The sequence below is a fragment of the Geodermatophilus sp. SYSU D01180 genome (assembly GCF_054050415.1).
Genome location: NZ_JBJGZH010000019.1, coordinates 66,230 through 86,543, shown reverse-complemented (window position 1 = coordinate 86,543; position 20,314 = coordinate 66,230). Strand labels below are relative to the sequence as shown.

At 76.0% G+C, this 20,314-nt stretch carries 21 protein-coding genes; 6 read left to right on the top strand and 15 right to left on the bottom strand.

The annotated features are described in order from the left end of the window. Positions 1-523: 523 nt before the first annotated feature. The 4 genes from ACI8AA_RS17155 to ACI8AA_RS17140 are packed head-to-tail and all read right to left on the bottom strand — an operon-like array spanning position 524 to position 4,310. Positions 524-1,282: an iron ABC transporter ATP-binding protein gene (locus tag ACI8AA_RS17155; RefSeq protein ID WP_457045602.1), complete on the bottom strand. Its 759-nt coding sequence runs from the start codon at positions 1,280-1,282 to the stop codon at positions 524-526. Further along, positions 1,279-2,286 carry an iron chelate uptake ABC transporter family permease subunit gene (locus ACI8AA_RS17150; protein WP_457045601.1) on the bottom strand — a complete coding sequence of 336 codons (1,008 nt, stop codon included), beginning with the start codon at positions 2,284-2,286 and terminating at the stop codon, positions 1,279-1,281. The genes ACI8AA_RS17155 and ACI8AA_RS17150 overlap by 4 nt, the downstream gene beginning before the upstream one ends. After that, positions 2,276-3,286 (bottom strand): ABC transporter permease, encoded by a 1,011-nt coding sequence (locus tag ACI8AA_RS17145; RefSeq protein WP_457045600.1) that lies wholly within the window; start codon positions 3,284-3,286, stop codon positions 2,276-2,278. Before ACI8AA_RS17145 ends, ACI8AA_RS17150 begins: the two co-directional genes overlap by 11 nt. 13 nt (positions 3,287-3,299) lie before the next feature. Further along, positions 3,300-4,310: a siderophore ABC transporter substrate-binding protein gene (locus ACI8AA_RS17140; protein ID WP_457045599.1), complete on the bottom strand. Its 1,011-nt coding sequence runs from the start codon at positions 4,308-4,310 to the stop codon at positions 3,300-3,302. Between the two features lie 134 nt (positions 4,311-4,444). Here ACI8AA_RS17140 and ACI8AA_RS17135 point away from each other — a divergent pair, with 134 nt between their 5' ends. After that, the gene (locus ACI8AA_RS17135) at positions 4,445-5,437 is read left to right on the top strand and encodes an aldo/keto reductase (RefSeq protein WP_457045598.1); all 993 of its coding nucleotides are present in this window, start codon (positions 4,445-4,447) and stop codon (positions 5,435-5,437) included. Here the strand turns inward: ACI8AA_RS17135 and ACI8AA_RS17130 are convergent. Then, positions 5,407-6,324, bottom strand: a complete 918-nt coding sequence (locus ACI8AA_RS17130; RefSeq protein ID WP_457045597.1) for a PaaX family transcriptional regulator C-terminal domain-containing protein — start codon at positions 6,322-6,324, stop codon at positions 5,407-5,409. The two genes, ACI8AA_RS17135 and ACI8AA_RS17130, sit on opposite strands and share 31 nt — an antisense overlap. 62 nt (positions 6,325-6,386) lie before the next feature. Here ACI8AA_RS17130 and ACI8AA_RS17125 point away from each other — a divergent pair, with 62 nt between their 5' ends. Together ACI8AA_RS17125 and ACI8AA_RS17120 are read left to right on the top strand one after the other, a co-directional pair. Continuing rightward, positions 6,387-6,752 (top strand): hypothetical protein, encoded by a 366-nt coding sequence (locus ACI8AA_RS17125; RefSeq protein ID WP_456927667.1) that lies wholly within the window; start codon positions 6,387-6,389, stop codon positions 6,750-6,752. Beyond that, positions 6,745-7,218 carry a hypothetical protein gene (locus tag ACI8AA_RS17120; protein WP_457045596.1) on the top strand — a complete coding sequence of 158 codons (474 nt, stop codon included), beginning with the start codon at positions 6,745-6,747 and terminating at the stop codon, positions 7,216-7,218. The genes ACI8AA_RS17125 and ACI8AA_RS17120 overlap by 8 nt, the downstream gene beginning before the upstream one ends. Before the next feature lie 4 nt (positions 7,219-7,222). Here the strand turns inward: ACI8AA_RS17120 and ACI8AA_RS17115 are convergent, their stop codons facing one another. After that, positions 7,223-8,062, bottom strand: a complete 840-nt coding sequence (locus ACI8AA_RS17115) for a hypothetical protein (protein ID WP_457045595.1) — start codon at positions 8,060-8,062, stop codon at positions 7,223-7,225. 184 nt (positions 8,063-8,246) lie between these two features. Between ACI8AA_RS17115 and ACI8AA_RS17110 the strand changes: the two genes are divergently transcribed. After that, positions 8,247-10,634, top strand: a complete 2,388-nt coding sequence (locus ACI8AA_RS17110) for a SpoIIE family protein phosphatase (protein ID WP_457045594.1) — start codon at positions 8,247-8,249, stop codon at positions 10,632-10,634. Here the strand turns inward: ACI8AA_RS17110 and ACI8AA_RS17105 are convergent. Together ACI8AA_RS17105 and ACI8AA_RS17100 are read right to left on the bottom strand one after the other, a co-directional pair. Continuing rightward, positions 10,604-11,104, bottom strand: a complete 501-nt coding sequence (locus tag ACI8AA_RS17105) for a flavin reductase family protein (RefSeq protein ID WP_457045593.1) — start codon at positions 11,102-11,104, stop codon at positions 10,604-10,606. The two genes, ACI8AA_RS17110 and ACI8AA_RS17105, sit on opposite strands and share 31 nt — an antisense overlap. Then, positions 11,101-12,045, bottom strand: coding sequence for a hydroxymethylglutaryl-CoA lyase (locus tag ACI8AA_RS17100; RefSeq protein ID WP_457045592.1), 945 nt, complete (start codon positions 12,043-12,045; stop codon positions 11,101-11,103). Before ACI8AA_RS17100 ends, ACI8AA_RS17105 begins: the two co-directional genes overlap by 4 nt. 130 nt (positions 12,046-12,175) lie before the next feature. Between ACI8AA_RS17100 and ACI8AA_RS17095 the strand changes: the two genes are divergently transcribed. Continuing rightward, positions 12,176-13,066, top strand: a complete 891-nt coding sequence (locus tag ACI8AA_RS17095) for a diguanylate cyclase domain-containing protein (RefSeq protein WP_457045591.1) — start codon at positions 12,176-12,178, stop codon at positions 13,064-13,066. Positions 13,067-13,089: 23 nt separating this feature from the next. Here ACI8AA_RS17095 and ACI8AA_RS17090 read toward each other — a convergent pair whose 3' ends face one another. After that, complete coding sequence (locus ACI8AA_RS17090) at positions 13,090-13,707, bottom strand: hypothetical protein (protein WP_457045590.1); 618 nt, start codon at positions 13,705-13,707, stop codon at positions 13,090-13,092. Positions 13,708-13,846: 139 nt separating this feature from the next. Between ACI8AA_RS17090 and ACI8AA_RS17085 the strand changes: the two genes are divergently transcribed. Further along, positions 13,847-14,704, top strand: a complete 858-nt coding sequence (locus ACI8AA_RS17085; protein ID WP_457045589.1) for an endonuclease domain-containing protein — start codon at positions 13,847-13,849, stop codon at positions 14,702-14,704. 41 nt (positions 14,705-14,745) lie between these two features. Here ACI8AA_RS17085 and pgm read toward each other — a convergent pair whose 3' ends face one another. The 6 genes from pgm to ACI8AA_RS17055 all read right to left on the bottom strand — a co-directional run bounded on the left by pgm (position 14,746) and on the right by ACI8AA_RS17055 (position 20,301). Further along, positions 14,746-16,380, bottom strand: coding sequence for a phosphoglucomutase (alpha-D-glucose-1,6-bisphosphate-dependent) (gene pgm / locus ACI8AA_RS17080; protein ID WP_457045588.1), 1,635 nt, complete (start codon positions 16,378-16,380; stop codon positions 14,746-14,748). A 49-nt stretch (positions 16,381-16,429) separates the two neighbouring features. Then, positions 16,430-16,792 carry a hypothetical protein gene (locus tag ACI8AA_RS17075; RefSeq protein ID WP_457045587.1) on the bottom strand — a complete coding sequence of 121 codons (363 nt, stop codon included), beginning with the start codon at positions 16,790-16,792 and terminating at the stop codon, positions 16,430-16,432. Then, complete coding sequence (bluB, locus tag ACI8AA_RS17070; protein WP_457045586.1) at positions 16,789-18,504, bottom strand: 5,6-dimethylbenzimidazole synthase; 1,716 nt, start codon at positions 18,502-18,504, stop codon at positions 16,789-16,791. The genes ACI8AA_RS17075 and bluB overlap by 4 nt, the downstream gene beginning before the upstream one ends. Next, a complete protein-coding gene (locus ACI8AA_RS17065) occupies positions 18,501-18,818 on the bottom strand; it encodes a hypothetical protein (RefSeq protein ID WP_457045585.1) in 318 nt (105 codons plus the stop codon). The genes bluB and ACI8AA_RS17065 overlap by 4 nt, the downstream gene beginning before the upstream one ends. Continuing rightward, positions 18,815-19,210: a VOC family protein gene (locus ACI8AA_RS17060; RefSeq protein ID WP_457045584.1), complete on the bottom strand. Its 396-nt coding sequence runs from the start codon at positions 19,208-19,210 to the stop codon at positions 18,815-18,817. Before ACI8AA_RS17060 ends, ACI8AA_RS17065 begins: the two co-directional genes overlap by 4 nt. A gap of 173 nt (positions 19,211-19,383) precedes the next feature. Continuing rightward, a complete protein-coding gene (locus ACI8AA_RS17055) occupies positions 19,384-20,301 on the bottom strand; it encodes a restriction endonuclease (protein ID WP_457045583.1) in 918 nt (305 codons plus the stop codon). Between the last annotated feature and the right edge of the window lie 13 nt (positions 20,302-20,314).

The window sequence follows — 20,314 nt, the reverse complement described above, 5'->3', positions numbered from 1 at the left end:
TGGCGCGGGCCTCGTCCAGGGTGCCGGCGGCGAGTGCTGCCCAGGTCGCGGGCAGGTGCGAGCGGTACGTCCACGCCCGGTGCGCCAGGTGGGAGGCGGTGCCCCGGCCGACGTTGAGGACCAGCGCCAGTTCGGCGGGAAAGAACTCCGACACACCTGGCAGCTCGGGATCCGGCGCCCATGAGCCACCCCTCGCACCGGGGGTGTCATGTGCGGGCTCGGCGTCGTCGGGGGAGTCGTCGGCCGGGCCGAGGACGAGTTCGGCCTCGTAGGCGGCGGCCATCGCCTTGAGGCCTGCACCCGTTCGAGCTCGGCGGCCCTCTGCTCGCGGGTCAGCAGGCTCACCGGCAGCCGCGGCGGCCGGTGCAGGGCCGCGTCGACGAGCGCACGCTCGATGAGCGACCCGGGACCGCCCACCTCCTGCACATCCCGCACGCCACGGCCGGGGTACGACACTTCCCGCAGGTCAGCGGCGCAACGGGCTGGGCGGCGACCCGAGACGCACGGACCGCCGCGAGGGACCTCAGCCGTAGTAGAGGGCGACCGGCCGGCCGTCGATCTCCCGGACGTCGACGGTGGTGTCGTAGACGGCCGCCAGCACCTCGGGACGCATGACGTCGCGGGCGGGGGCGTCCGCGACGACGGCGCCGTCCCGCATGGCCACGATGCGGTCGGCGTGGGCCGCCGCGGAGTTGACGTCGTGCAGCACGGTGACGACCCGCTTGCCGAGCTCGTCGGCCATCGTCCGGACCAGCCGCATGATCTCGCCCATGTGCCGCAGGTCGAGGTTGTTGAGCGGCTCGTCGAGCAGCACGTACTCGGTGTCCTGCGCGAGGACCATCGCGATGAACGCGCGCTGGCGCTGACCGCCGGAGAGCTCGTCGAGGAAGCGGTCCCGGTAGGGATCGAGCTCCAGGTAGGCGAGCGCCCGGTCGACGTGCTCGCGGTCGGCGACGGTGAGCCGGCCCCGGGAGTGCGGGAAGCGCCCGAACCCCACGAGGTCGGAGACGGTCAGCCGCGCGGCGACGTGGTTGTCCTGGCGCAGCACGGCCAGCCGCCGGGCCAGCTCCTGCGACGGCGTCGTCGCGACGTCCAGGCCGTCCACCGTGACCCGCCCGGCGTCGGGCCGGACCAGGCGGCCGACGAGGCCGAACAGCGTCGACTTGCCCGCGCCGTTGGGGCCGATGAGCGCCGTCACCCCCTCGCCGCCGAAGCGGATCGTGACGTCGTCGACCACCGTCTGGCCGCCGTAGCGCTTGGTGACGCCCTCGAGCGCGATCACCGCGCCCCCTTCCGCAGGACGAGGTACAGGAAGAACAGGCCGCCGGCGAAGTCGATGACCGTGGAGAGGGTGCCGCCGAAGCCGAGCAGCCGCTCCAGGACCAGCTGGCCGCCGAGCAGGCAGACGACGCCGAGGAGCACCGCCGTGGGCACCGTCCACACGTGGCGGAACGAGCCCGCCCACGAGTAGGCGACGTTGGCGACGACCAGACCGAAGAACAGGATCGGCCCGACCAGCGCGGTCGACGCCGCGACCATCACCGAGACGACCAGGAACAGCGTCATCACCACGCGCCGGTGGTCGACGCCCAGGCCGACGGCGGCCGGCTCGCCGAGGGTGAGCACGTCGAGGGTGCGCAGCAGCGGCACGACCACCGCGCAGCCGAGGACGACGAGCACCGCGGTGAGCGCCAGCAGCGTCTCGTCCGGCCGGGTCAGGGAGGCGAAGAAGGCGTCGGAGAGCACCTGGAAGTCCAGCGGGTCGAGCATCCGCTGCATCCACTCGCCGAGGGCGCGGAAGAACGTGCCCAGCACGACGCCGACCAGGAGCATCAGGTGGATCGAGCGCCGCTTCCCGCCGAACAGCCAGGTGAACAGGACGGCGCTGAACCCGACCATGACCGCCACCTGCACCGCCCACAGGACGAGCGGGTCGGCCGCCAGGAACGCCGCGGACCCGGCGGCGAAGACGACGACGGTCGACACCAGCACGTAGAACGCGTCGAACCCCATGATCGACGGGGTGAGGACGCGGTTCTGGGTGATCGTGTGGAAGACGACCGTCGAGACCCCGACCGCGGCCGCGACGACGACCATCGCGGCCACCGTCAGGCCGCGCTTCTCCAGCGCGTAGGCCAGCGAGCCGGGGACGTCGGTGAACAGGTGGAGCGCGGTCAGGACGACCGCGGCGGCGCCGAGCACGGCCAGGCGGGCCGCGGGCCCGGCCCGGCGCACGCGCACCGCCACGCGGGGGCGGACCGTCGTCGGGGCGGGGTCAGTGAGCACGGCTCCCCCTCCGCAGCAGCAGCCAGAGGAACAGCACCGCGCCGACGATGCCGACGACGACCGACAGCGGGATCTCGTAGGGGAAGCGCAGGACCCGCGCCAGGATGTCGCAGGCGACGACGAACACGGCCCCGAGCGCGGCGACCCACGGGATCGCGCGGCGCACGTTGTCCCCGATCAGCAGGCTGACCACGTTCGGGACGACGAGGCCGAGGAACGGGACCAGCCCCGCGGTGACCAGCACCGCCGCGGTGATCACCGCGACGACGACCATCCCGACGGCGACGACGCGGCGGGGGTCCAGGCCCAGGTTGGTCGCGAACTCCTCGCCGAGGCCGATGACGCTGAACCGGTCGGCGGCCACCCAGGCGACGACGACCATCACGCCGGCGATCCACACGAGCTCGTACCGGCCCTGCACGACGCCGGCGAAGCTGCCCTGCGCCCACTGCCCGAGGGACTGCAGCAGGTCCAGGCGGTAGGCGAAGAACGTCGTCACCGCCCCGACGACGCCGCCGAGCACGATGCCGACCAGCGGGACGAGCACGAGCTGGCGGACCGGTACCGCCCGCACCACCCGCAGGAACACCCAGGTGCCGAGCAGGCCGAACACCGCGGCGACGGCCGTCTTGCCGACGACGGCCAGCCCCGGCAGGAACACCGTCGTCACGAGCATGCCGAGCGTGGCGAACTCGGTGACGCCGGTGGTGCTCGGCTCCACGAACCTGTTCCGCACGAGCATCTGCATGATCAGCCCGGCGATGCCCAGCGAGGCGCCGGCGAGGACCAGCGCCACGGTGCGCGGGATCCGGCTGGCCACGAGCAGGAAGGCGGCGGTGCCGTCGGTGAGCACCGACACCGGGGAGACGTCGGAGACGCCGATGAACAGGCTCGCGACCGCGAGGACCGCGAGCAGCACGCCGACGAGCACCCCCACGCCGGTGCGCCGGGGACGCGCCGGGACGGGGGTGCTCGTCCGGCCCGTGGCGAGTGCCGTCACGGAGGGGCGGGACTCAGCCGGCGATCTGCAGGACGTCGTCGATCATGATCCGGGTGGTGTCGATGCCCCCGAAGACGACGTACCAGGCGACCGGGTCGAGGTAGTGGATCTGGCCTCGCTGGGCGGCGGTCGTCTGCGCGACGACGTCGTTGTCGAGCACCGCCGCGGCCGCCTGCGCGCCCTCCTCGCCGGTGGCGGCGTCGCGGTCGACGACCCACAGGTGGTCGGGGTCCGTCTCGAGCAGGAACTCGAAGGAGACCGGCTCGCCGTGCGTGGCGGCCTGGATGTCGTCGACGACGGGCTGCACGCCGAACGCGTCGTAGATCAGCCCGCCGCGCGCGCCGCGGGCGTCCGCGCCCTCGCCGGCCGGGGCCATCGCGCTGAGCTCGCCGCCGGACACCATGAGGCCGAGGCCGGTGCCCGCGTCGGCGGTGGCGGCCCGCGCCTCCTCGATCCCCGCCTCCAGGTCGGCGACGGCCGCGGCCGCCTCGTCCTCCGCGCCGAGCACCTCGCCGAGGAAGGTGGCGTTGCGCTCGAGGGTCTCGGTGTAGGAGCCGCGCAGGCTCAGGTCCACCGTCGGGGCGATCTCGCTGAGGTCCTCGTAGAGCGCCGCGGAGCGGCCGCCGATGACGATGAGGTCGGGCTGCTGCGACTCGATCTCGACCAGGTCGGCCTCGAACAGGGTGCCCGCGTTGAAGGCGTCGTCGGCCAGGTACTGCTGCAGGTAGTCCGGCACCGAGTCCAGCGGGGCGCCGGCGACCTCCCCGCCCAGCGCGCCGATGGTGTCGAGGCTGGCCATGTCGAAGACGACGATCCGCTCGGGGTCGACGGGCACCTCGACCGTCGTCTCCTCGTACTCCGGCTCCTGGTCCTCGGCGGCGGTGTTCCGGTCCCACGTCCAGGTGACCGTCCCGGCGTCGGTCGCGGCCTCGGCGACCGGCTCGTCGGACGAGCACGCGCCGAGCGCGAGGACCGTGGCGAGGGACAGGGAGGCGGCCGCCAGCGGCCGGGTCGCGGTGCGCATCGTTCTCCTGGTCGGAAGTAGGTCAGGCTGCCCTAAGTGAGGACGGCCTAACCTGCCACAGCCTGCGGAGCAACGGAACGGCGGGGTCCCCTCACGGCCGGTTGCCCCCGTCCCGGTGCGGGCAGGAGCGGCGCATGCAGACACGCACCCTCGGGTCCCTGTCCGTCCCCGCCATGGGACTGGGCTGCATGGGGATGAGCGAGTTCTACGGCACCGGCGACCAGGCCGAGGCCGAGCGCACGATCCAGCGGGCCCTCGACCTCGGCGTCACCTTCCTCGACACCGCGGACATGTACGGCCCGTTCACCAACGAGCGACTGGTCGGGAAGGCGATCGCCGGCCGCCGCGACGAGGTGGTGCTGGCGACCAAGTTCGGCAACGAGCGCGGCGAGGACGGCTCGTTCCGCGGCGTCAACGGGAAGCCGGACTACGTGCGGCGGGCCTGCGACGCCTCGCTCGAGCGGCTCGGCGTCGACGTCATCGACCTCTACTACCAGCACCGGGTGGACACCACCGTCCCCGTCGAGGACACCTGGGGCGCGCTGGCCGAGCTGGTCCAGGCGGGCAAGGTGCGCGCCGTCGGGATCTCCGAGGCCGCGCCGGAGACCATCCGCCGCGCGCACGCCGTCCAGCCGGTGACCGCCGTGCAGACCGAGTACTCGCTGTGGAGCCGCGACCCCGAGGAGAACGGCGTCCTGGCCACCTGCGCCGAGCTCGGCATCGGGTTCGTCGCCTACTCGCCGATCGGCCGCGGCTTCCTCTCCGGCCAGATCCGCAGCGTCGACGACCTCGCGCCCGACGACTTCCGCCGGCACAACCCGCGCTTCCAGGGCGAGGCGTTCGAGCAGAACCTGCGCCTGGTCGACCGGGTGCGGGAGATCGCCGACGAGAAGGGTGTGACGGCGTCGCAGCTCGCGCTGGCGTGGGTGATGGCGCAGAGCGACCGCGGGGGCAACCCGGGGGTGGTGCCGATCCCGGGCACCAAGCGGGTGCGCTACCTGGAGGAGAACGCCGCGGCCGCCGACGTCGAGCTCTCCGACGACGACCTGCGCCGGCTCGACGAGGCCGCCCCGGTCGGCGCCGCGGTCGGCGACCGCTACCCGGACATGTCCGGCGTCCACCGCTGACGGAGGACCTCCCTGCCCCCACCACTCGCACGCTCGCGGCGGGCCCCTGCAGGGAGGCCGGACCAGGCGACGGCGCGAGGGGCGGCGCGGGCCGCGGGGGAGTGCAGGACCTCGGCGACGTGGGCGCGGGCGGCGGCGGCCAGCCGGGCGCCGACGGCAGCCCACGCGTCGCGGACCTCGCGCGCCGGCCACGCCTCCGGCTGCAGCGCCGGGGGCAGCAGCGGGTCGCCGGTGAGCACCGCCCGCATCTCCGCGCGCAGCTGCAGGTGGCACCCGAGCGCGGCCGGACCCTCGGGCGGCGCACCGGCGACCGCGCGCAACCGGTCGAGCACGCGCACCCAGGCGGCGCCGAGCCGGGGGAGGTCCCAGCAGCGGCCGGCGAGGTCGGCGTCGGACAGCCGCGGGTCGGCCACGTGCGCGGTGAGCAGGTCCAGCCGGGAGGTGCGCTCGCCGGCCAGCTCGGCGCGCACCTCCTCCAGCGCGACGGCGTGCGGCGACACCCACGTGGCCGGCGCCAGGGGGCCGAAGCCGGCGCGGGCGAGCGCGCGCCGCACCCGCTCGCGGGCCGCCCGGTCGGTCTCCGGGACGCCGTAGACGACCATCCGCCACGCCCCGTCCCACGGGTCCAGCCGCCGCCGGACCCGCTCGTCGCGGGCGGCGACCGCCGCGCGCAGTGCCGCGGTCGGGGCGAGCAGCGTCTCCCGCCCGCGCCGGGACGCGGTCAGCCGGCCGGCGCGGCGCAGTGCCGACGTGGCGACCCGCGTGCTCGGCTCGGCCACCCCGCACGCCGCGAGGAGGCCGACCAGGGCCTGCAGCGGCACCGGGTCGCCGGTGACGGCGTCCAGGTGCTCCGTGCACAGGTCCACCAGCAGGTCGCGGACGGTCATGACCCCCTGCCTACCCCGCGCCCGGTCCCGGCTCCCCCGGAGGGCGCGCGATCATGAGGGCGATGAACGCCCTCCTCGTCTGGTCGGCCACGGCGGTGGCCTTGCTGGTCGCCCTGGCCGGCCTGGCGTCCACCCTCGCCCGCCGGCGCATCGGCCTGCTGCACCTGGCCGGCGCCGCGGTGCTCGAGGTGCTGCTCGTCGTCCAGGCAGTGGTGGCGGCGGTGGCGCTGGCGGGCGGGCAGCGGCCCCCGGAGACGGCGACGTTCGTCGGCTACCTGGCCGGCGTCGTCCTGCTGCCGGTGGCCGGGGTGCTGTGGTCGCGCACCGAGCCCAGCCGCTGGGCGGGCACGGTGCTGGCCGTGGCGTCGCTGGTCACCGCGGTCATGGTGTGGCGGCTGGTGCAGCTCTGGGAGGCCCCGGGTGCCTGAGCGGGACGCGCGGGGCACCGCGCCGGGCGGGACCGCCGCCGGGCCGGGCCGCGTGCTGGTGGCCGTCTACGCGGTCTTCGCGCTGGCCGCCGGCGCTCGCGCCGGCGTGCAGCTGGCCACCCGCTTCGACGAGGCGCCGGTGGCCTACCTGCTGTCGGCCCTGGCCGCGGTCGTCTACGTGGTCGCCACCGTCGGGCTGGCCCGCGGCGGTCGGGGAGGACGGCGGACCGCCCTCGTCGCGTGCTCGGTGGAGCTGGCCGGCGTGCTGGTGGTGGGCGTGCTGTCGCTGGTGGACCGGGCGGCCTTCCCGGACGAGACGGTGTGGTCGGCGTTCGGCCGCGGCTACGGGTTCGTGCCGCTGGTTCTGCCGGTGCTCGGCCTGCTGTGGCTGCGCCACCAGGCCGAGGTGGCGGCGGGGGAGGAGGCGGCCGGGACCGTCCCCGAGGACGGTCCCGGCCGGTCCTGAGCGGTCAGAAGTCGCCACCCCCGAAGTCGCCGCCGAAGTCCCCGCCGCCGTCGAAGCCGCTGTCGGCCCCGCCGGCGAAGTCGGCGCCCGGGTCGCCGCCGTAGTCGCCCTCGGAGGCCGCGTAGTCGCCCCCGCCGTCCCCGCCGCCGTCCCCGCCGCCGTCGCCGTCCTCGGCGCCGTCCTCGGCGCCGTCCTGGTAGCCCTCGGCGTACGCCTCCTCGTCGCCGCCGCCGAACAGGCCGCCGTCGCCGAGGCCCGTGTCGAACAGCGCGTCGGCGACCGCCGTCCCGATGACGAGGCCGCCGATGGTGCCGAGCATGCTGCCGCCGATCGAGCTGGCGAACCCGCCCATCCGGGGCCCGTAGCCGCCGCCGTAGCCGTACCCGCCACCCCCGTAGCCGGGGCCGGGGCCGTAGCCGGGGCCGGGGCCGTAGCCCGCGCCGTAGCCCGGGCCGCCGCCGTAGCCGCCGAAGGTCCGCTCGAGGAACCCGGGCTGGCGGAGCTCGGCGCGGGTGGCGACCCGGGCCAGCGTCTGGGCGTCGTCGCTGCGCGGGCGCTCGGACGCCGGCACGCCGGCCGCGAGCTGGGTGAGCACCTCCTGCCGCTGCTCCGGGGTGAGCTGGCCGAAGGCCTCGGCGTGCGCCTGCTCGATCTGGTCCGGCGGCGCGGTCTCGAGCAGGTAGCGGTAGCGCTCGATGGCCTGCTGGTCGGTGAGCCGGCGGTCGCCGGAGGCCCGCGGGGGCGCGGGCGGGGCCGGTGCGGGCGTGGCGTAGCCGTCGTAGCCGCCGTAGGCCGGGGGCTCCGGCGCGCGTCGTCGGCCGAGGAGCCGGTCGAGCAGTCCCATGACGTCTCCCTCCCGAGTGGTCCCCGGGAGGGGTGCCCAGGCGGGAGCCGGGCACACCTGTCCGGGCAGGTCACCCCGCGGTCGGGAGCGACCGGCCCGGGGCAGCCGGTAGATTCGTTGCGTGCGACCGGACGGGAACCCACCGCGAGAGGAGCAGAGGCCGCCGCCCGGCCTGCTGCCCGGCGTGGGCGCCCCCACCGACTCCCCGCCCGGTGACGGCATCCCCCCGCGCACCCGCGCCGTCATGGCCGAGGCCACGGCGCCGGCCCGCGACGGCGCCCCCGACCGGCAGGCCGGCATCGTCAGTGCCGCCACCGCGGTCGTCTCCGAGCACCGCGGGAACCGCTCCGCCTCCACGGCCCTGCCGGCGGTCCTGGCCGACGTCCCGGTCGCGGTCCTGCTCATCGACCAGGAGTCGGGCGCGGTCACCTACGCGAACACCGCCGCGGTCGAGATGGCCGGCAACGTCCGCCTCCCGGTCGACGTCGACACCTGGGGCGCGTCGGCCGGCCTCACCGACCTCGGCGGCGCGCCGCTCGCGCGCACCAGCGGCCCCCTGTCCCTGGTCGCCCAGGGCCAGCCGGTGACCGGCGAGGCGGTGCGGCTCTCGCCGGGCCGCAGCACCGACGCCGGCCGGGCGCGGGAGGACGACGGCGACGCGGACCGGCTGCTGTGGGTGACCGGCTTCCCCCTGTCGCAGCCGGGCAGCGCCCAGCAGCTGTCCCTGGTGGTGCTGCTGGAGGTCGAGAACGCCGGCGGCGAGGACGCCGACGCCGAGCTGCAGGCGCTGCGCGAGCGGGCCGTGGTGGCCACCGACATCGCGTTCACCATCACCGACCCCCGCCAGCCGGACGACCCGCTGGTCTGGGTCAACCCGTCCTTCACCCGGATCACCGGGTACTCCTACGAGGAGTCGGTGGGCCGCAACTGCCGCTTCCTGCAGGGCCCCAGCACCGACCGGGGGACCATCGAGCAGATCCGCGCCGCCCTGCGGGCGCGGGAGGCGGTCACCGTCACGCTGCTCAACCACCGCCGCGACGGCACCGCCTTCTGGAACCAGCTCGCGATCAGCCCGGTGTTCGACGGCGACGGCGAGCTGGTCAGCTTCGTCGGCGTGCAGACCGACGTCACCGAGCGGGTGCGGGTGGAGGCCGAGCGGGAGGCCGCCTTCGCCGCCGAGCAGGCCGCCCGGCAGGAGGCCGAGCTCGCCCGGTCGGTCGCGGAGCAGGCCCAGCGCGACGCCGAGCAGGCGCAGCGCGACGCCGAGGGCGCCCAGGCCCGGCTCGCGCTCATGGCCGAGGCCACCAGCGCGCTGATCGCCACCCTCGACATCGCCGACGTGCTCGACCGGCTGGCCGCCCTGTGCGTGCCGCAGCTGGCCGACTGGGCGGTCATCACGCTCGTCGACGAGTCGGGCGAGGTCCGGGAGCTGGTCTCCCGCGACCGCGAGCACCAGCGCACCGACCTGCGCCGCTTCGACGCCGGGCACGCCCTGCGGCTGCCGCCGGACTCGCCGAGCCAGCGCAGCATCACCACCTCGCGCGCGGTGCTGGTCGAGCGGCTGCCCGAGCGGCTGGACGACGCCACCGCCTCCCCGGTGGCCCAGGAGATCGCCGGGCGGCTGGGCGCGGCGTCGGCGCTGAGCGCGCCCATGGTGGCCCGCCGCCGGACCCGCGGGGCGATCACGCTGGTGCGCACCTCGCCGGAGCGCCCGTTCACCCCCGACGACGTCGGGCTGGTCGAGGACCTCGCCCGCCGGGCGGCCCTGGTCATGGACAACGTGCGGCTCTACCAGCAGGAGCACGCCGTCGCCGACACCCTGCAGCGGTCCCTGCTGCCGGACCTGCCGGAGATCCCCGGTCTGGAGGCCGCCGCGCACTACGTCAGCGCCTCGACCGCGGCCGACGTCGGCGGGGACTTCTACGACCTGCTGCAGCTGCCCGACGGGTCGGTCGGGATGGTCGTCGGCGACGTCGTCGGCCACGACGTCGCCGCGGCGGCCGCGATGGGGCACCTGCGCGGGCTCATCCGCGCCTGCCTCTGGGACGCCCCCGACCCGTACCCGAGCACGGTGCTCACCCGCGTCGACCGGCTGGTGCAGGGCCTGCGGGTCGCCTCGCTGGCCACGATGGCCTACCTGCGCGCCCTCCCCCCGGACGGGCCCGGCGGCGCCTGGACCGCGCAGCTGGCCAACGCCGGCCACCCGCCGCTGCTCCTGCGCTCACCCGACGGGTCCGTGACGCCGGTCGACGGCGTCACCGGCCTGCTGGTCGGCGTCGACGCCGCCGCCGAGCGGCGGACGCGGACCCTGCGGCTGCCGCCGGGCTCCACGGTGCTCGCCTACACCGACGGGCTGGTGGAGACCCCCGGCTCGGACCTCGACCAGGGCATCGCCGCGCTGGTGGAGCGGCTGTCGGCCACCCCGGCCGACGCCTCGCCCCGCGACCTGTGCGACGCCGCGGTCAGCGGCACCCTCGACGGCCGCGACGACGTTGCGCTGATCGCCGTCCGCTTCGGCTGGCGGACCCCGCGGAAGGGCGTTCAGCCCCCGTTGTCCTCCGCGAGGCCGTAGCGGCCGCGGTGGAACAGCAGCGGGCGGCGGCCCGGGTCGGCGCCGAGGTCCAGCACGCGGGCCGCGACGATGGTGTGGTCACCGCCGTCGTACTCCGCCCACAGCGTGCAGTCGATCCACGCGACGACGCCGTCGAGCACGGGGGAGCCGTGCCGGCTCGGCCGCCACGGGACGCCGGCGAACTTGTCGGCGCCCGAGCGGGCGAACGCCGCCGACAGCCCGGACTGGTCCTCGGCGAGGACGTTGACGCAGAACCGGCCGATGTCCCGCAGCCGCGGCCAGGTGCTCGACGTGCGCGAGGGCGCGAGGGCCACCAGCGGCGGGTCCAGCGACAGCGAGCTGAACGACTGGCAGGTGAAGCCGATCGGGCCGCCGTCGGCGTCCGCGGTGACCACGGTGACGCCGGAGGCGAAGTGGCCGAGCACGTCCCGCATGACCCGTGGGTCGACGACCTCCGCCGGACCGCTCACGCCGTCGTCCCGGCGGCCGCCCGGGGCACCGAGCGGCCGCCGGCGCGGTACAGGGAGCTCGGCAGCTCGTGGCCGACCGCGGACTCGGTGACCCGCGCGGCGGCCAGCAGCGCGTCGAGGTCGATCCCGGTGCGCACGTCGGACTCCTCCAGCCAGTGGACGAGCTCCTCGGTGGCGATGTTGCCGCTCGCGCCGGGCGCGAACGGGCAGCCGCCGAGCCCGCCGACGGAGGCGTCGAGCTGGGTCACCCCGGCCTGGACGGCGGCCAGCGCGTTGGCCTGGCCGGTGCCGCGGGTGTCGTGGAAGTGCACCGCGACCGGGGTGCCGGGGCAGGCGCGGCGGACGGCGTGCAGCAGGCGGACCACCCGCGCCGGCGTCGTCGTCCCGATGGTGTCGCCCAGGCACAGGGCGTCGGCGCCGGCGGTGACCGCGGCGCGGCAGACGTCGACGGTGCGGGCGATCGGGGTGCGCCCGTCGAACGGGCAGTCCCACGCGGTGGCGACGACGACCTCCAGCGAGCCGCCGGCGCCGTGCGCCAGCGCGGCCACCTCGCCGACGCCGGCCAGCGCCTCGGCGGTGGAGCGGCCGGCGTTGGCCCGGCTGTGCCCGTCGGAGGCGGACACGACCAGCTCCAGGTCGGCGAGGCCGGCGTCGACCGCGCGGACCGCGCCGCGGGGGTTGGCGACCAGCGCCGACCAGTGCACGCCCGGCCACCGGGACAGCTCGGCGGCCACCCGGTCGGCGTCGGCCAGCGCGGGGACGGCCTTCGGCGAGACGAACGACGTCACCTCGATGCGGCGGACGCCCGTGGCGACCAGCGCCTCGAGCATCGCCAGCTTGCCCTCGAGCGGGACGGGGGCCTCCAGCTGCAGCCCGTCACGCATGCCGACCTCGCGGACGTCGACCGCCGTCGGCAGCACCAGGTCGAAGTCCGACGGCACGGCTGCCCTCCTGTCTGCTCGCCCGGACGGGGGAACCCGACCATCCTGCTACGCCAGGGGGTTCCACGTGGAACGCAGGAGGTAATGACTGGGGTCGGTACACCGAGCCGAGGTGCGGGAGGGAGGTGCCGTGGACGGAGGGAGTGCCACGGGCACCCTGCCGCCCCCCGACCTGGGCAGCGCGTTCACGAACTCGCCGATGGGCGTGGCGCTGAGCACCCCGGAGGGCGTGCTGATCGAGGCGAACGCCGCGCTCGGCGAGCTGCTCGGCCGCGAGCCCGGGACGCTGCGCGGCACGACGCTGTTCGCCGTCACCCACCCCGAGGACGTGGCCGGCGCGGTCGCCGTCTACGCCGGCCTGCAGGAGAGCCGCGGCCGGGCCCGGCAGGAGTGCCGGATGGTGCGGGCCGACGGGCAGGTCGTGCCGGTCCAGGTGACGTCGTCCTGGGTCGACGGCACCCCGGGCGTCGCCGCGCCGCACCTGGTCCTGGTGGTCGAGGACGTGACCGAGCGCAAGGCGATGGAGGCCCGGCTGCTGCACCTGTCGGCGCACGACCCGCTCACCGGGCTGCCCAACCGGCTGCTGTTCCGCGACCGGCTGCGGCACGCGCTCGAGCGCGGTCACCGCGAGCACACGCCGACCTGCGTGCTCGTGCTCGACCTCGACGGGTTCAAGGCGGTCAACGACCAGTTCGGTCACCCCGTCGGTGACGCCGTCCTCGTGGCCGTGGCCGGGCACCTGGCCTCGGTGCTGCGGGCCAGCGACACCGCGGCCCGGCTGGGCGGCGACGAGTTCGCCGTCGTCTGCGAGAACACCGAGCGGGCCGACGCCGAGGTGCTGGCCGCGCGGCTGCGGGAGGCGTTCCCCGGCTCGCTGAGCATCGGCTCGACCACCGTGCGGGTGGGCCTGAGCATCGGGATCGGCTCGGTCGACGGCGGCGTGGACCCCGAGGAGGCGCAGGAGGTGGTGGTCCGGGAGGCCGACGCGGCGATGTACGCCGACAAGGCCCGCCGCCGCTGAGCTGCCTCCGGCGCGCGGCTCCCTCAGGCGCGCGAGCCGGCCCAGCCCAGCGTGCCGGGCAGCCGGGCGAACACCGCGGTCAGCACCGGCAGCGGCAGCGCGAGCACGAGGAAGACGCTGAAGCCGGCGATGTCGTCGGCGCTCTGCGACACGGCCCCCGCGACGAGGGCGAGGAAGAGGACGACGACCGAGGCGAGCGCGGAGGCGAAGAGGACCGTCGGGGAGCGCCGGCCCAGCAGCCGCGCCGCCCCGGTGACCAGCCCGGCCGCGCACGGGAGCCCGAGCAGCAGCGTGACGGTGATCGGGTCGTCCTCGGCGCCGGTGAGCACCGCGACGAGGAGGGCCAGCGACACCAGCGCGGTCAGGCCGCCGGTGACGAAGCCGAGCACGGCCGCGGTGGTCGCCGTCCCCGGCCGACCGGGTCCGTGCGGCCACGCCGGCGGCGCGAGCGGCACCGCCGCCCAGCCGGGCCCGTACGGGACCGGCTGCGGGGAGGGGAGGACCTGCCCGTACGGCGGCACGGCGCCGTACGGGGGCGGGGCGCCGTACGGGGGCGGGGCGCCGTACGCGGGCGGCGGGGGAGGGGGGACGGACCCGGGCGGGACGACGTCCCACTCCTGCTCGTACGGCTGACCGGTCATGCGCCCAGTCTGCGGCCGCCGCCCCCGCGCCCCCGCCCGCCAGCCGCGTGTCCACACCCCTTTGCGGCAGAAATGGCCATTTCTGTCGCAGCTGTGGACGACGACGGCGAGGGTGGGCCGGCCGGGCGACCCTCTCCGGGTGCCCAGTGCTGCCCGCTTCGTCACCGGCGTCTTCGTCGGCAGCCATGCCGTGTCCACCGGTGACCTGACGCCGCGGCAGTTGCGGTCGTTCCGCCGCGTCGTCCAGGGCGTCTACGCAGATCCCGCGCTGCCGTTCGACCACCGGCTGCGCTGCGAGGCGGTGGCGCTCCTGCTGCCCCCGGGCGCGGTCCTCGGTGGCAGCTCGGCAGCAGGCTGGCACGGCGCTCCGTGGCCGGGGCCGAACGACCTCGTCACCGTGCTGCGGCCCGCCCAGGTCGAGTGGAAGGGCCCTCGGGGGGTGCGGGTGCACCGGAGCGCGGTGGATCCGGGAGAGATCGAGGTGCGCGACGGCATCCCCCTGAGCACCGCCCTGCGCACGTGCTGGGACGTCGCCGCACTCGAGCCCCTGGGGACCGCGGTCTCCGCCCTGGACGCGATGGTCAGGGCGGGCGCCGTCTCCTGCCAGGACCTGTCGGCCTCCGTGTGCGGAGGCTCCGGACGGTGGGGCGTCGCCCGGGTGCGCCGCGCGGTGTCCCTGATCGACCCGCGGGCCGAGTCGGGTCCGGAGTCCCGGGTGCGGGTGGCGCTCGTGACGGCCGGCCTCGCACCCCGACCGCAGTTCGAGGTCCGTCAGGGGGGCCGCTTCATCGCCCGGGTCGACCTCGCCTTCCCCGAGGCGCGGCTCGCGGTCGAGTACGAGGGCGAGCACCACTTCGACGGCGTCCAGATCGTGCGCGACGACGAGCGTCATGCACGGTTGATCGCGGCCGGCTGGCGGGTCATCCGCCTGAGCGCGGCCGACCTCCGTGCCCTGGACCCCGTCGTCCAGCGTGTCCGGGCAGCCCTGATCGCCTGACCGGGGCGGCAGAAATGGCCAATTCTGCCGCCCCGCCCGGGTCAGACGCCGAGGGCGGCGCCGACGACGGCGCGGGCCTCCTCCTGCACCTGCGCGAGGTGGTCGGGGCCCTTGAAGGACTCCGCGTAGACCTTGTAGACGTCCTCGGTCCCCGACGGGCGGGCGGCGAACCAGGCGTTCTCGGTGACCACCTTCAGCCCGCCGATCGCGGCGTCGTTGCCGGGCGCGCGGGTGAGCTTGGCGGTGATCGGCTCACCGGCCAGCTCGGTGGCGGTGACGTCCTCCGGCGACAGCCTGCCCAGCGCCGCCTTCTGCTCCCGGGTCGCCGGGGCGTCCACCCGAGCGTAGGCCGACGCGCCGTACCGCGCGGTCAGCTCCGCGTGCAGCTGCGACGGCGAGCTGCCGGTCACCGCCTGGATCTCGCTGGCCAGCAACGCGAGCAGGACGCCGTCCTTGTCCGTCGTCCACACCCCGCCGTCGCGGCGCAGGAACGACGCCCCCGCGGACTCCTCGCCGCCGAACCCGACCGACCCGTCGAGCAGCCCCGGCACGAACCACTTGAACCCGACCGGCACCTCGACCAGCCGCCGCCCCAGCCCGGCGACGACGCGGTCGATCAGCGACGACGACACCAGCGTCTTGCCGACGGCGACGTCCCCGCCCCACTCCGGGCGGTGCGCGAACAGGTAGGAGATCGCGACGGCGAGGAAGTGGTTGGGGTTCATCAGCCCGGCGTCGGGGGTGACGATCCCGTGCCGGTCGGCGTCGGCGTCGTTGCCGGTGGCGATCGCGTAGTCGGCGCGCTTGCCGATGAGCGAGGCCATCGCCGACGGCGACGAGCAGTCCATCCGGATCTTGCCGTCCCAGTCCAGCGTCATGAACCGCCACGTGGGGTCGACCAGCGGGTTGACCACGGTGAGGTCGAGCCGGTGCCGCTCGGCGATCGCCGCCCAGTAGTCCACCGACGCCCCGCCGAGCGGGTCGGCGCCGATCCGCACCCCGGCCGAGCGGACCGCGTCGAGGTCGAGCACCGCCGGCAGGTCGTCGACGTAGGTGGCGACGTAGTCGTAGCGCTGCGCCGCCGCGTGCGCCCGGGCGAACGGCACCCGCCGCACGCCGTCGAGCCCCGCGGCGAGCAGCTCGTTGGCGCGGTCGGCGATGACCTTCGTGGCGTCGGTGTCGGCCGGGCCGCCCGAGGGCGGGTTGTACTTGAAGCCGCCGTCGCGGGGCGGGTTGTGCGACGGCGTGACGACGATGCCGTCGGCCAGGCCGCCGGTCCTCCCCCGGTTGGCGGTGAGGATCGCGTGGCTCACCGCCGGGGTGGGCGTGTACCGGCCGGCGGCGTCGACGAGCACGGTGACGTCGTTGGCGACGAGCACCTCGAGCGCGCCGGCCCACGCCGGCTCGGACAGCGCGTGGGTGTCGCGGCCGAGGAACAGCGGCCCGTCGAAGCCCTGCGCCGCCCGGTACTCGCAGATGGCCTGGGTGGTGGCCAGGATGTGCGCCTCGTTGAACGCGGAGTCGAACGCCGACCCGCGGTGCCCCGAGGTCCCGAACGACACCCGCTGCGCCGGCTCGGCCGGGTCGGGCACCAGTGTGTAGTAGGCGGTCACCAGCGAGGCGACGTCGACCAGGTCGGACGGGGCGGCCGGCTGGCCGGCGCGGGGATCGGTCACGGGCCGATCCTGGCCCGACCCCCGCTCCGGTGGCGAGCGGGGACGGCGGCTACTGACCGAACGAGTACCTCAGGTCCGCGGTGACCAGCTGGTTGATCCGCTTCCGCAGATGCCCCAGGAGGGAGGCGTCCGGCAGCGGCTCCCCGACCAGCAGGGTCCAGCGGAGGTCGGTCCCGTGGGCAGGGTCGCGGGGGAGGACGTCGAAGCGGACCTGCGCGTCGGGCCGGCGCGGCCACAGCGAGGACCAGACGACGAGGTGCGGCCGCTCGGCGCGGAGCACGGCCGGTGGGTGCTCGTCGTCGAGCAGCCGCAGCCACGGGCGCGCCGGGTCGCGGTCGGGTTCGGTGAGCACCGCGAAGACGACGTGCGGGGGAGCAGGCTGGTCGCGCCGCCCCGTCCCGGCCTCGATCACGTGCCGACGCGCGCGGTCGTCCGGCGGACCCGGAGGCCGTCGAGCAGCAGGCCGGCGGCCAGCGCGGCGCCGGCGCCCTCCCCGGCGCGCAGGCGCAGGTCCAGCAGCGGCTCCAGGCCGAGGGCGTGCAGCACCAGCTCGTGCCCGCGCTCGCGGCTGCGCTGCCCGGCGACCAGGCAGGCCTGCGCGCCGGGCTCGAGCAGCACGGCGGCCAGCGCGGCCACCGAGACGGCGAACCCGTCGAGGACGACGGGGGTGCGCGCGGCCGCAGCGCCGAGGACCGCCCCGGCCAGCACGGTGAGCTCCGGCCCGCCGAGCTCGGCCAGCGCCCGCGCGGGGTCCAGACCGCTCCCGGCCCGGGCCACCGCGGCGGCCACCACGGCGCGCTTGCGCTCGAGCACCTCGCTGTCGGCGCCGGACCCCAGCCCGGTGACGTCGGCGGGGTCGGCGCCGAGCAGCCCGGCGGCCAGCGCGGCGGCGACGGTCGTGTTGCCCACGCCCACCTCGCCGAGCGCGAGCAGGCCGTCGCGGGCGCCCAGCTCCCGCCCGGCGGCCAGCAGCCGCTCGACGTCGGCGGCGGTCAGGGCGGGCGCCGCGGCGAGGTCGCCGCGCGGGCCGGCCGGGCGGGCGTCCACCGCGCCGGGCAGCGGGTCGCCGTCCACCCCGGCGTCGACGACGACCGTCGTCAGCCCGGCCGCGGCCGCGGCGGTGGCGCCGACCGAGGTGCCGGCCAGCGCGGCGCGGACGACGTCGCGGGTGACGTGCCCGCCGTAGGCCGAGACGCCGAGCGCGGCGACCGGGTGGTCGGCGGCGGCGAGCACGAGCGCGCCGCCGGTGACGTCGCCGCGGCCCAGCGCCACCACGCGGTCCACCGCGCGGTCGAGCACGCCGAGCGAGCCCGGGGGAGTGAGCAGGCGGTCGGCCTCGTCGCGGGCGCCGACGACGTCCTCGCGGCCGGGCGCGCGCAGGTGCGACGGGGGAGCGGCCGGGCCGCCGTCGTCGGCGGGCCAGCGGTCCTCCAGCACGACGGCGTCCAGCGGCAGCCGCCGCGACCAGCCGGCCCGCTCCAGCCCGGGCGCGGGCGGGCGCTCGTCGGGCCAGCCCAGGCACAGCCAGCCGAGGGTGGCCACGCCGTCGGGCAGGCCGACCAGCCCGGCCAGCTCCTCGGGGCGGAACAGCGTCACCCAGCCCATGCCCAGGCCCTCGGCGCGGGCGGCCAGCCACAGGTTCTGGATGGCGGCCGCGCAGCTCCACAGGTCGGCGTCGGGGAAGGTGGCGCGGCCCAGCACGCCGGCGGCGGGCGTGCGCCGGTCGCAGCAGACGACGATCCCCAGCGGCGCCTCGCGCACGCCCTCGAGCTGCAGGTCGAGCAGCCGGCGGGCGGCGTCGGGCTCCATCTGCGCGGCCTGGCGCAGCCGCTCGCGGTCGGTGAGGACCGCGGCGCGGTCCCGGACCGCCGGGTCGCGGACGACGACGAACCGCCACGGCTGGCTGTGCCCGACCGACGGCGCCGAGTGCCCGGCGGCGAGCACCCGGCGCAGGACGTCGTCGGGCACCGGGTCGGGGCGGTAGCGGCGGACGTCGCGGCGGGCGGCGACGACGGCGTAGAACCCGCCGGCATCGTCGGGCATGGCCCAGCCGGCGGGGTCGCCGGCCCGCTCGGCGGCGGAGGTGGCGTCGCCGATGAGCGGGACCGGCCGGGGATACGTCACGGGTGCTGCCTCCGCAGCCGGACGGGGGCCCGGCGGGCCCAGGCGTCGTCCAGCAGGTCGGCGACGACGCCCGGGTCGGCCGCGGCGAGGTCCACCTGCACGCCCGAGAGCCGCTCGCCCCACCACAGCAGCGAGACCGCGCCGCCCTCGGCCGCGCGCGCCTCCGACTCCCCGACCACGACGTTGAGGATGCCCGGTGCCCACAGCGTGGCGAGCACCGCGGTCCCCAGCCGGAAGGACGGGCGGCCGTGGTGGTCGGCCTCGGTGACCTCCGGCAGCGCGAGCGCCAGCGCGCGGACCTGCTCCTCCGTCACGGGCGGGGCGCTCCCGGGTAGTCGCCGACGCTCCAACTGTTGCCCTCGGGGTCCCGCACGGAGAACTCCTGCCCGCCGTGGCCGGCCCGGTGCAGCGGGCGGAGGACGTCGGCGCGGGAGGCCCGGACCCGCTCCCAGACGGTCTCGACGTCTTCGGTGACGAGGTAGGCGCCGGTCACGCCGGGGCGGACCGGCCAGCCGCCGTCGTCCCGGGTCGAGCCCAGCATGATGCCGCCGCCGGGCGGCCAGGCCAGCTCCGCGTGGACGACGAGGTCGCCGTCGCGGACGACGAGGGCCTCCTCGAAGCCGAGGACGCCGACGAGCCAGCGGATCAGCGCGGGAGCGTCGACGGCGCGGAACGCCGGCCAGACGGTGGGCGGTGAAGTCGTCATGCCGCTGATGGTGGCCCCGCCGCCGGGGGGTCTTGACGGATCCGAGCTCCGCGGCGGGCCGGCGCAGCGCTAACAGGCCGGTGAAGGTGCGCCACTCGCAGGTGAGGTGGGCCTGGGAGGCGTAGCCGGCTGCCCGAGGACGGGAGCGCCGGCGGTCCTTCGCCGCTCCCGTCTCATAGGGACTCGAAGAAGTCCTCGTCCAGTTGGTGCAGCGTCACGGTGACTTCCGCCTGCACACCCACCCCATGCCGGAGCATGAGTTCCGAGAGCCGCGGCCCATCGATGAGTTCGATGCGCGCGTTGACGCGGTCCGCCTCGGTCCGAGCGCCCATAGAGAAACTGCTGGTCGTGATGAAGACCCCGCGGTCTCCCTGGGCGCCCATCAGTGCGCCGACGAAGCCCTGGATTGCCGGTCGCTGAACCGACTGGTCGGGCCCGTACCTCTTGGCTTGGAGGTAGATACGGTCGAGGCCGAGCGGGTCTTGGCTGATGATCCCGTCGATGCCCGCGTCACCGCTGCGTCCCGAGTGCTCGACACCGCCGAAGCGGCCGTAGCCCATCTTCTCAAGCAGGCGGAGGACGAGGCGCTCGAACTCGATTGGTGACAGCGCCAGGGCTCGCTTGAGCAGCTCGCCCTCGACGGCCGCCTTGTTCTCAGTGACGGCCTGCGCGAGCAAGTCCTGCGGCGAGGCCGCGTCCGCCTGTGGCTCGGTGGGGTTCGGGATCCCGTCATCAGTGTCCCGAGTCGTGCTCTTCGAGCGGAACACGCGGTAGGACTCAAAGCCACGGAGCACCGTCATGTCGACGCGGTCCGGATGCTCAGCGAGGACCGCACGCCCGACAGCTGCGATAGCAACCTGCCCTCGGGCGGGCCGCTCCAGGAGGCCTGCCTGGAACAGGTGAGTGATCGCCCAGGCGACGCGGTTGTGCATCAGGCGCTGCCGTCCGCTGGGCAGCATCACCTCGCGCTCCTCGTCGCTGAGCTCAAAGCGGTCGCTCATCGCCTCGACCAGATCACGCGTACGCCGGACCGTTCCGTCGCTCAGGGCTTCAAGCAACGGTCGCATCAGCGACTGGAAGTCGGGGATCATGAGGGCACCTCGG

Excerpts from the sequence above, each read along its gene's own strand:
- ACI8AA_RS17130 (WP_457045597.1), bottom strand. The coding sequence starts at position 6,324 with ATGACCGTCCGCGACCTGCTGGTGGACCTGTGCACGGAGCACCTGGAC.
- ACI8AA_RS17055 (WP_457045583.1), bottom strand. The coding sequence starts at position 20,301 with ATGATCCCCGACTTCCAGTCGCTGATGCGACCGTTGCTTGAAGCCCTG.
- ACI8AA_RS17060 (WP_457045584.1), bottom strand. The coding sequence starts at position 19,210 with ATGACGACTTCACCGCCCACCGTCTGGCCGGCGTTCCGCGCCGTCGAC.
- ACI8AA_RS17125 (WP_456927667.1), top strand. The coding sequence starts at position 6,387 with ATGAACGCCCTCCTCGTCTGGTCGGCCACGGCGGTGGCCTTGCTGGTC.
- ACI8AA_RS17090 (WP_457045590.1), bottom strand. The coding sequence starts at position 13,707 with ATGACCGGTCAGCCGTACGAGCAGGAGTGGGACGTCGTCCCGCCCGGG.
- ACI8AA_RS17140 (WP_457045599.1), bottom strand. The coding sequence starts at position 4,310 with ATGCGCACCGCGACCCGGCCGCTGGCGGCCGCCTCCCTGTCCCTCGCC.
- ACI8AA_RS17115 (WP_457045595.1), bottom strand. The coding sequence starts at position 8,062 with ATGGGACTGCTCGACCGGCTCCTCGGCCGACGACGCGCGCCGGAGCCC.
- ACI8AA_RS17135 (WP_457045598.1), top strand. The coding sequence starts at position 4,445 with ATGCAGACACGCACCCTCGGGTCCCTGTCCGTCCCCGCCATGGGACTG.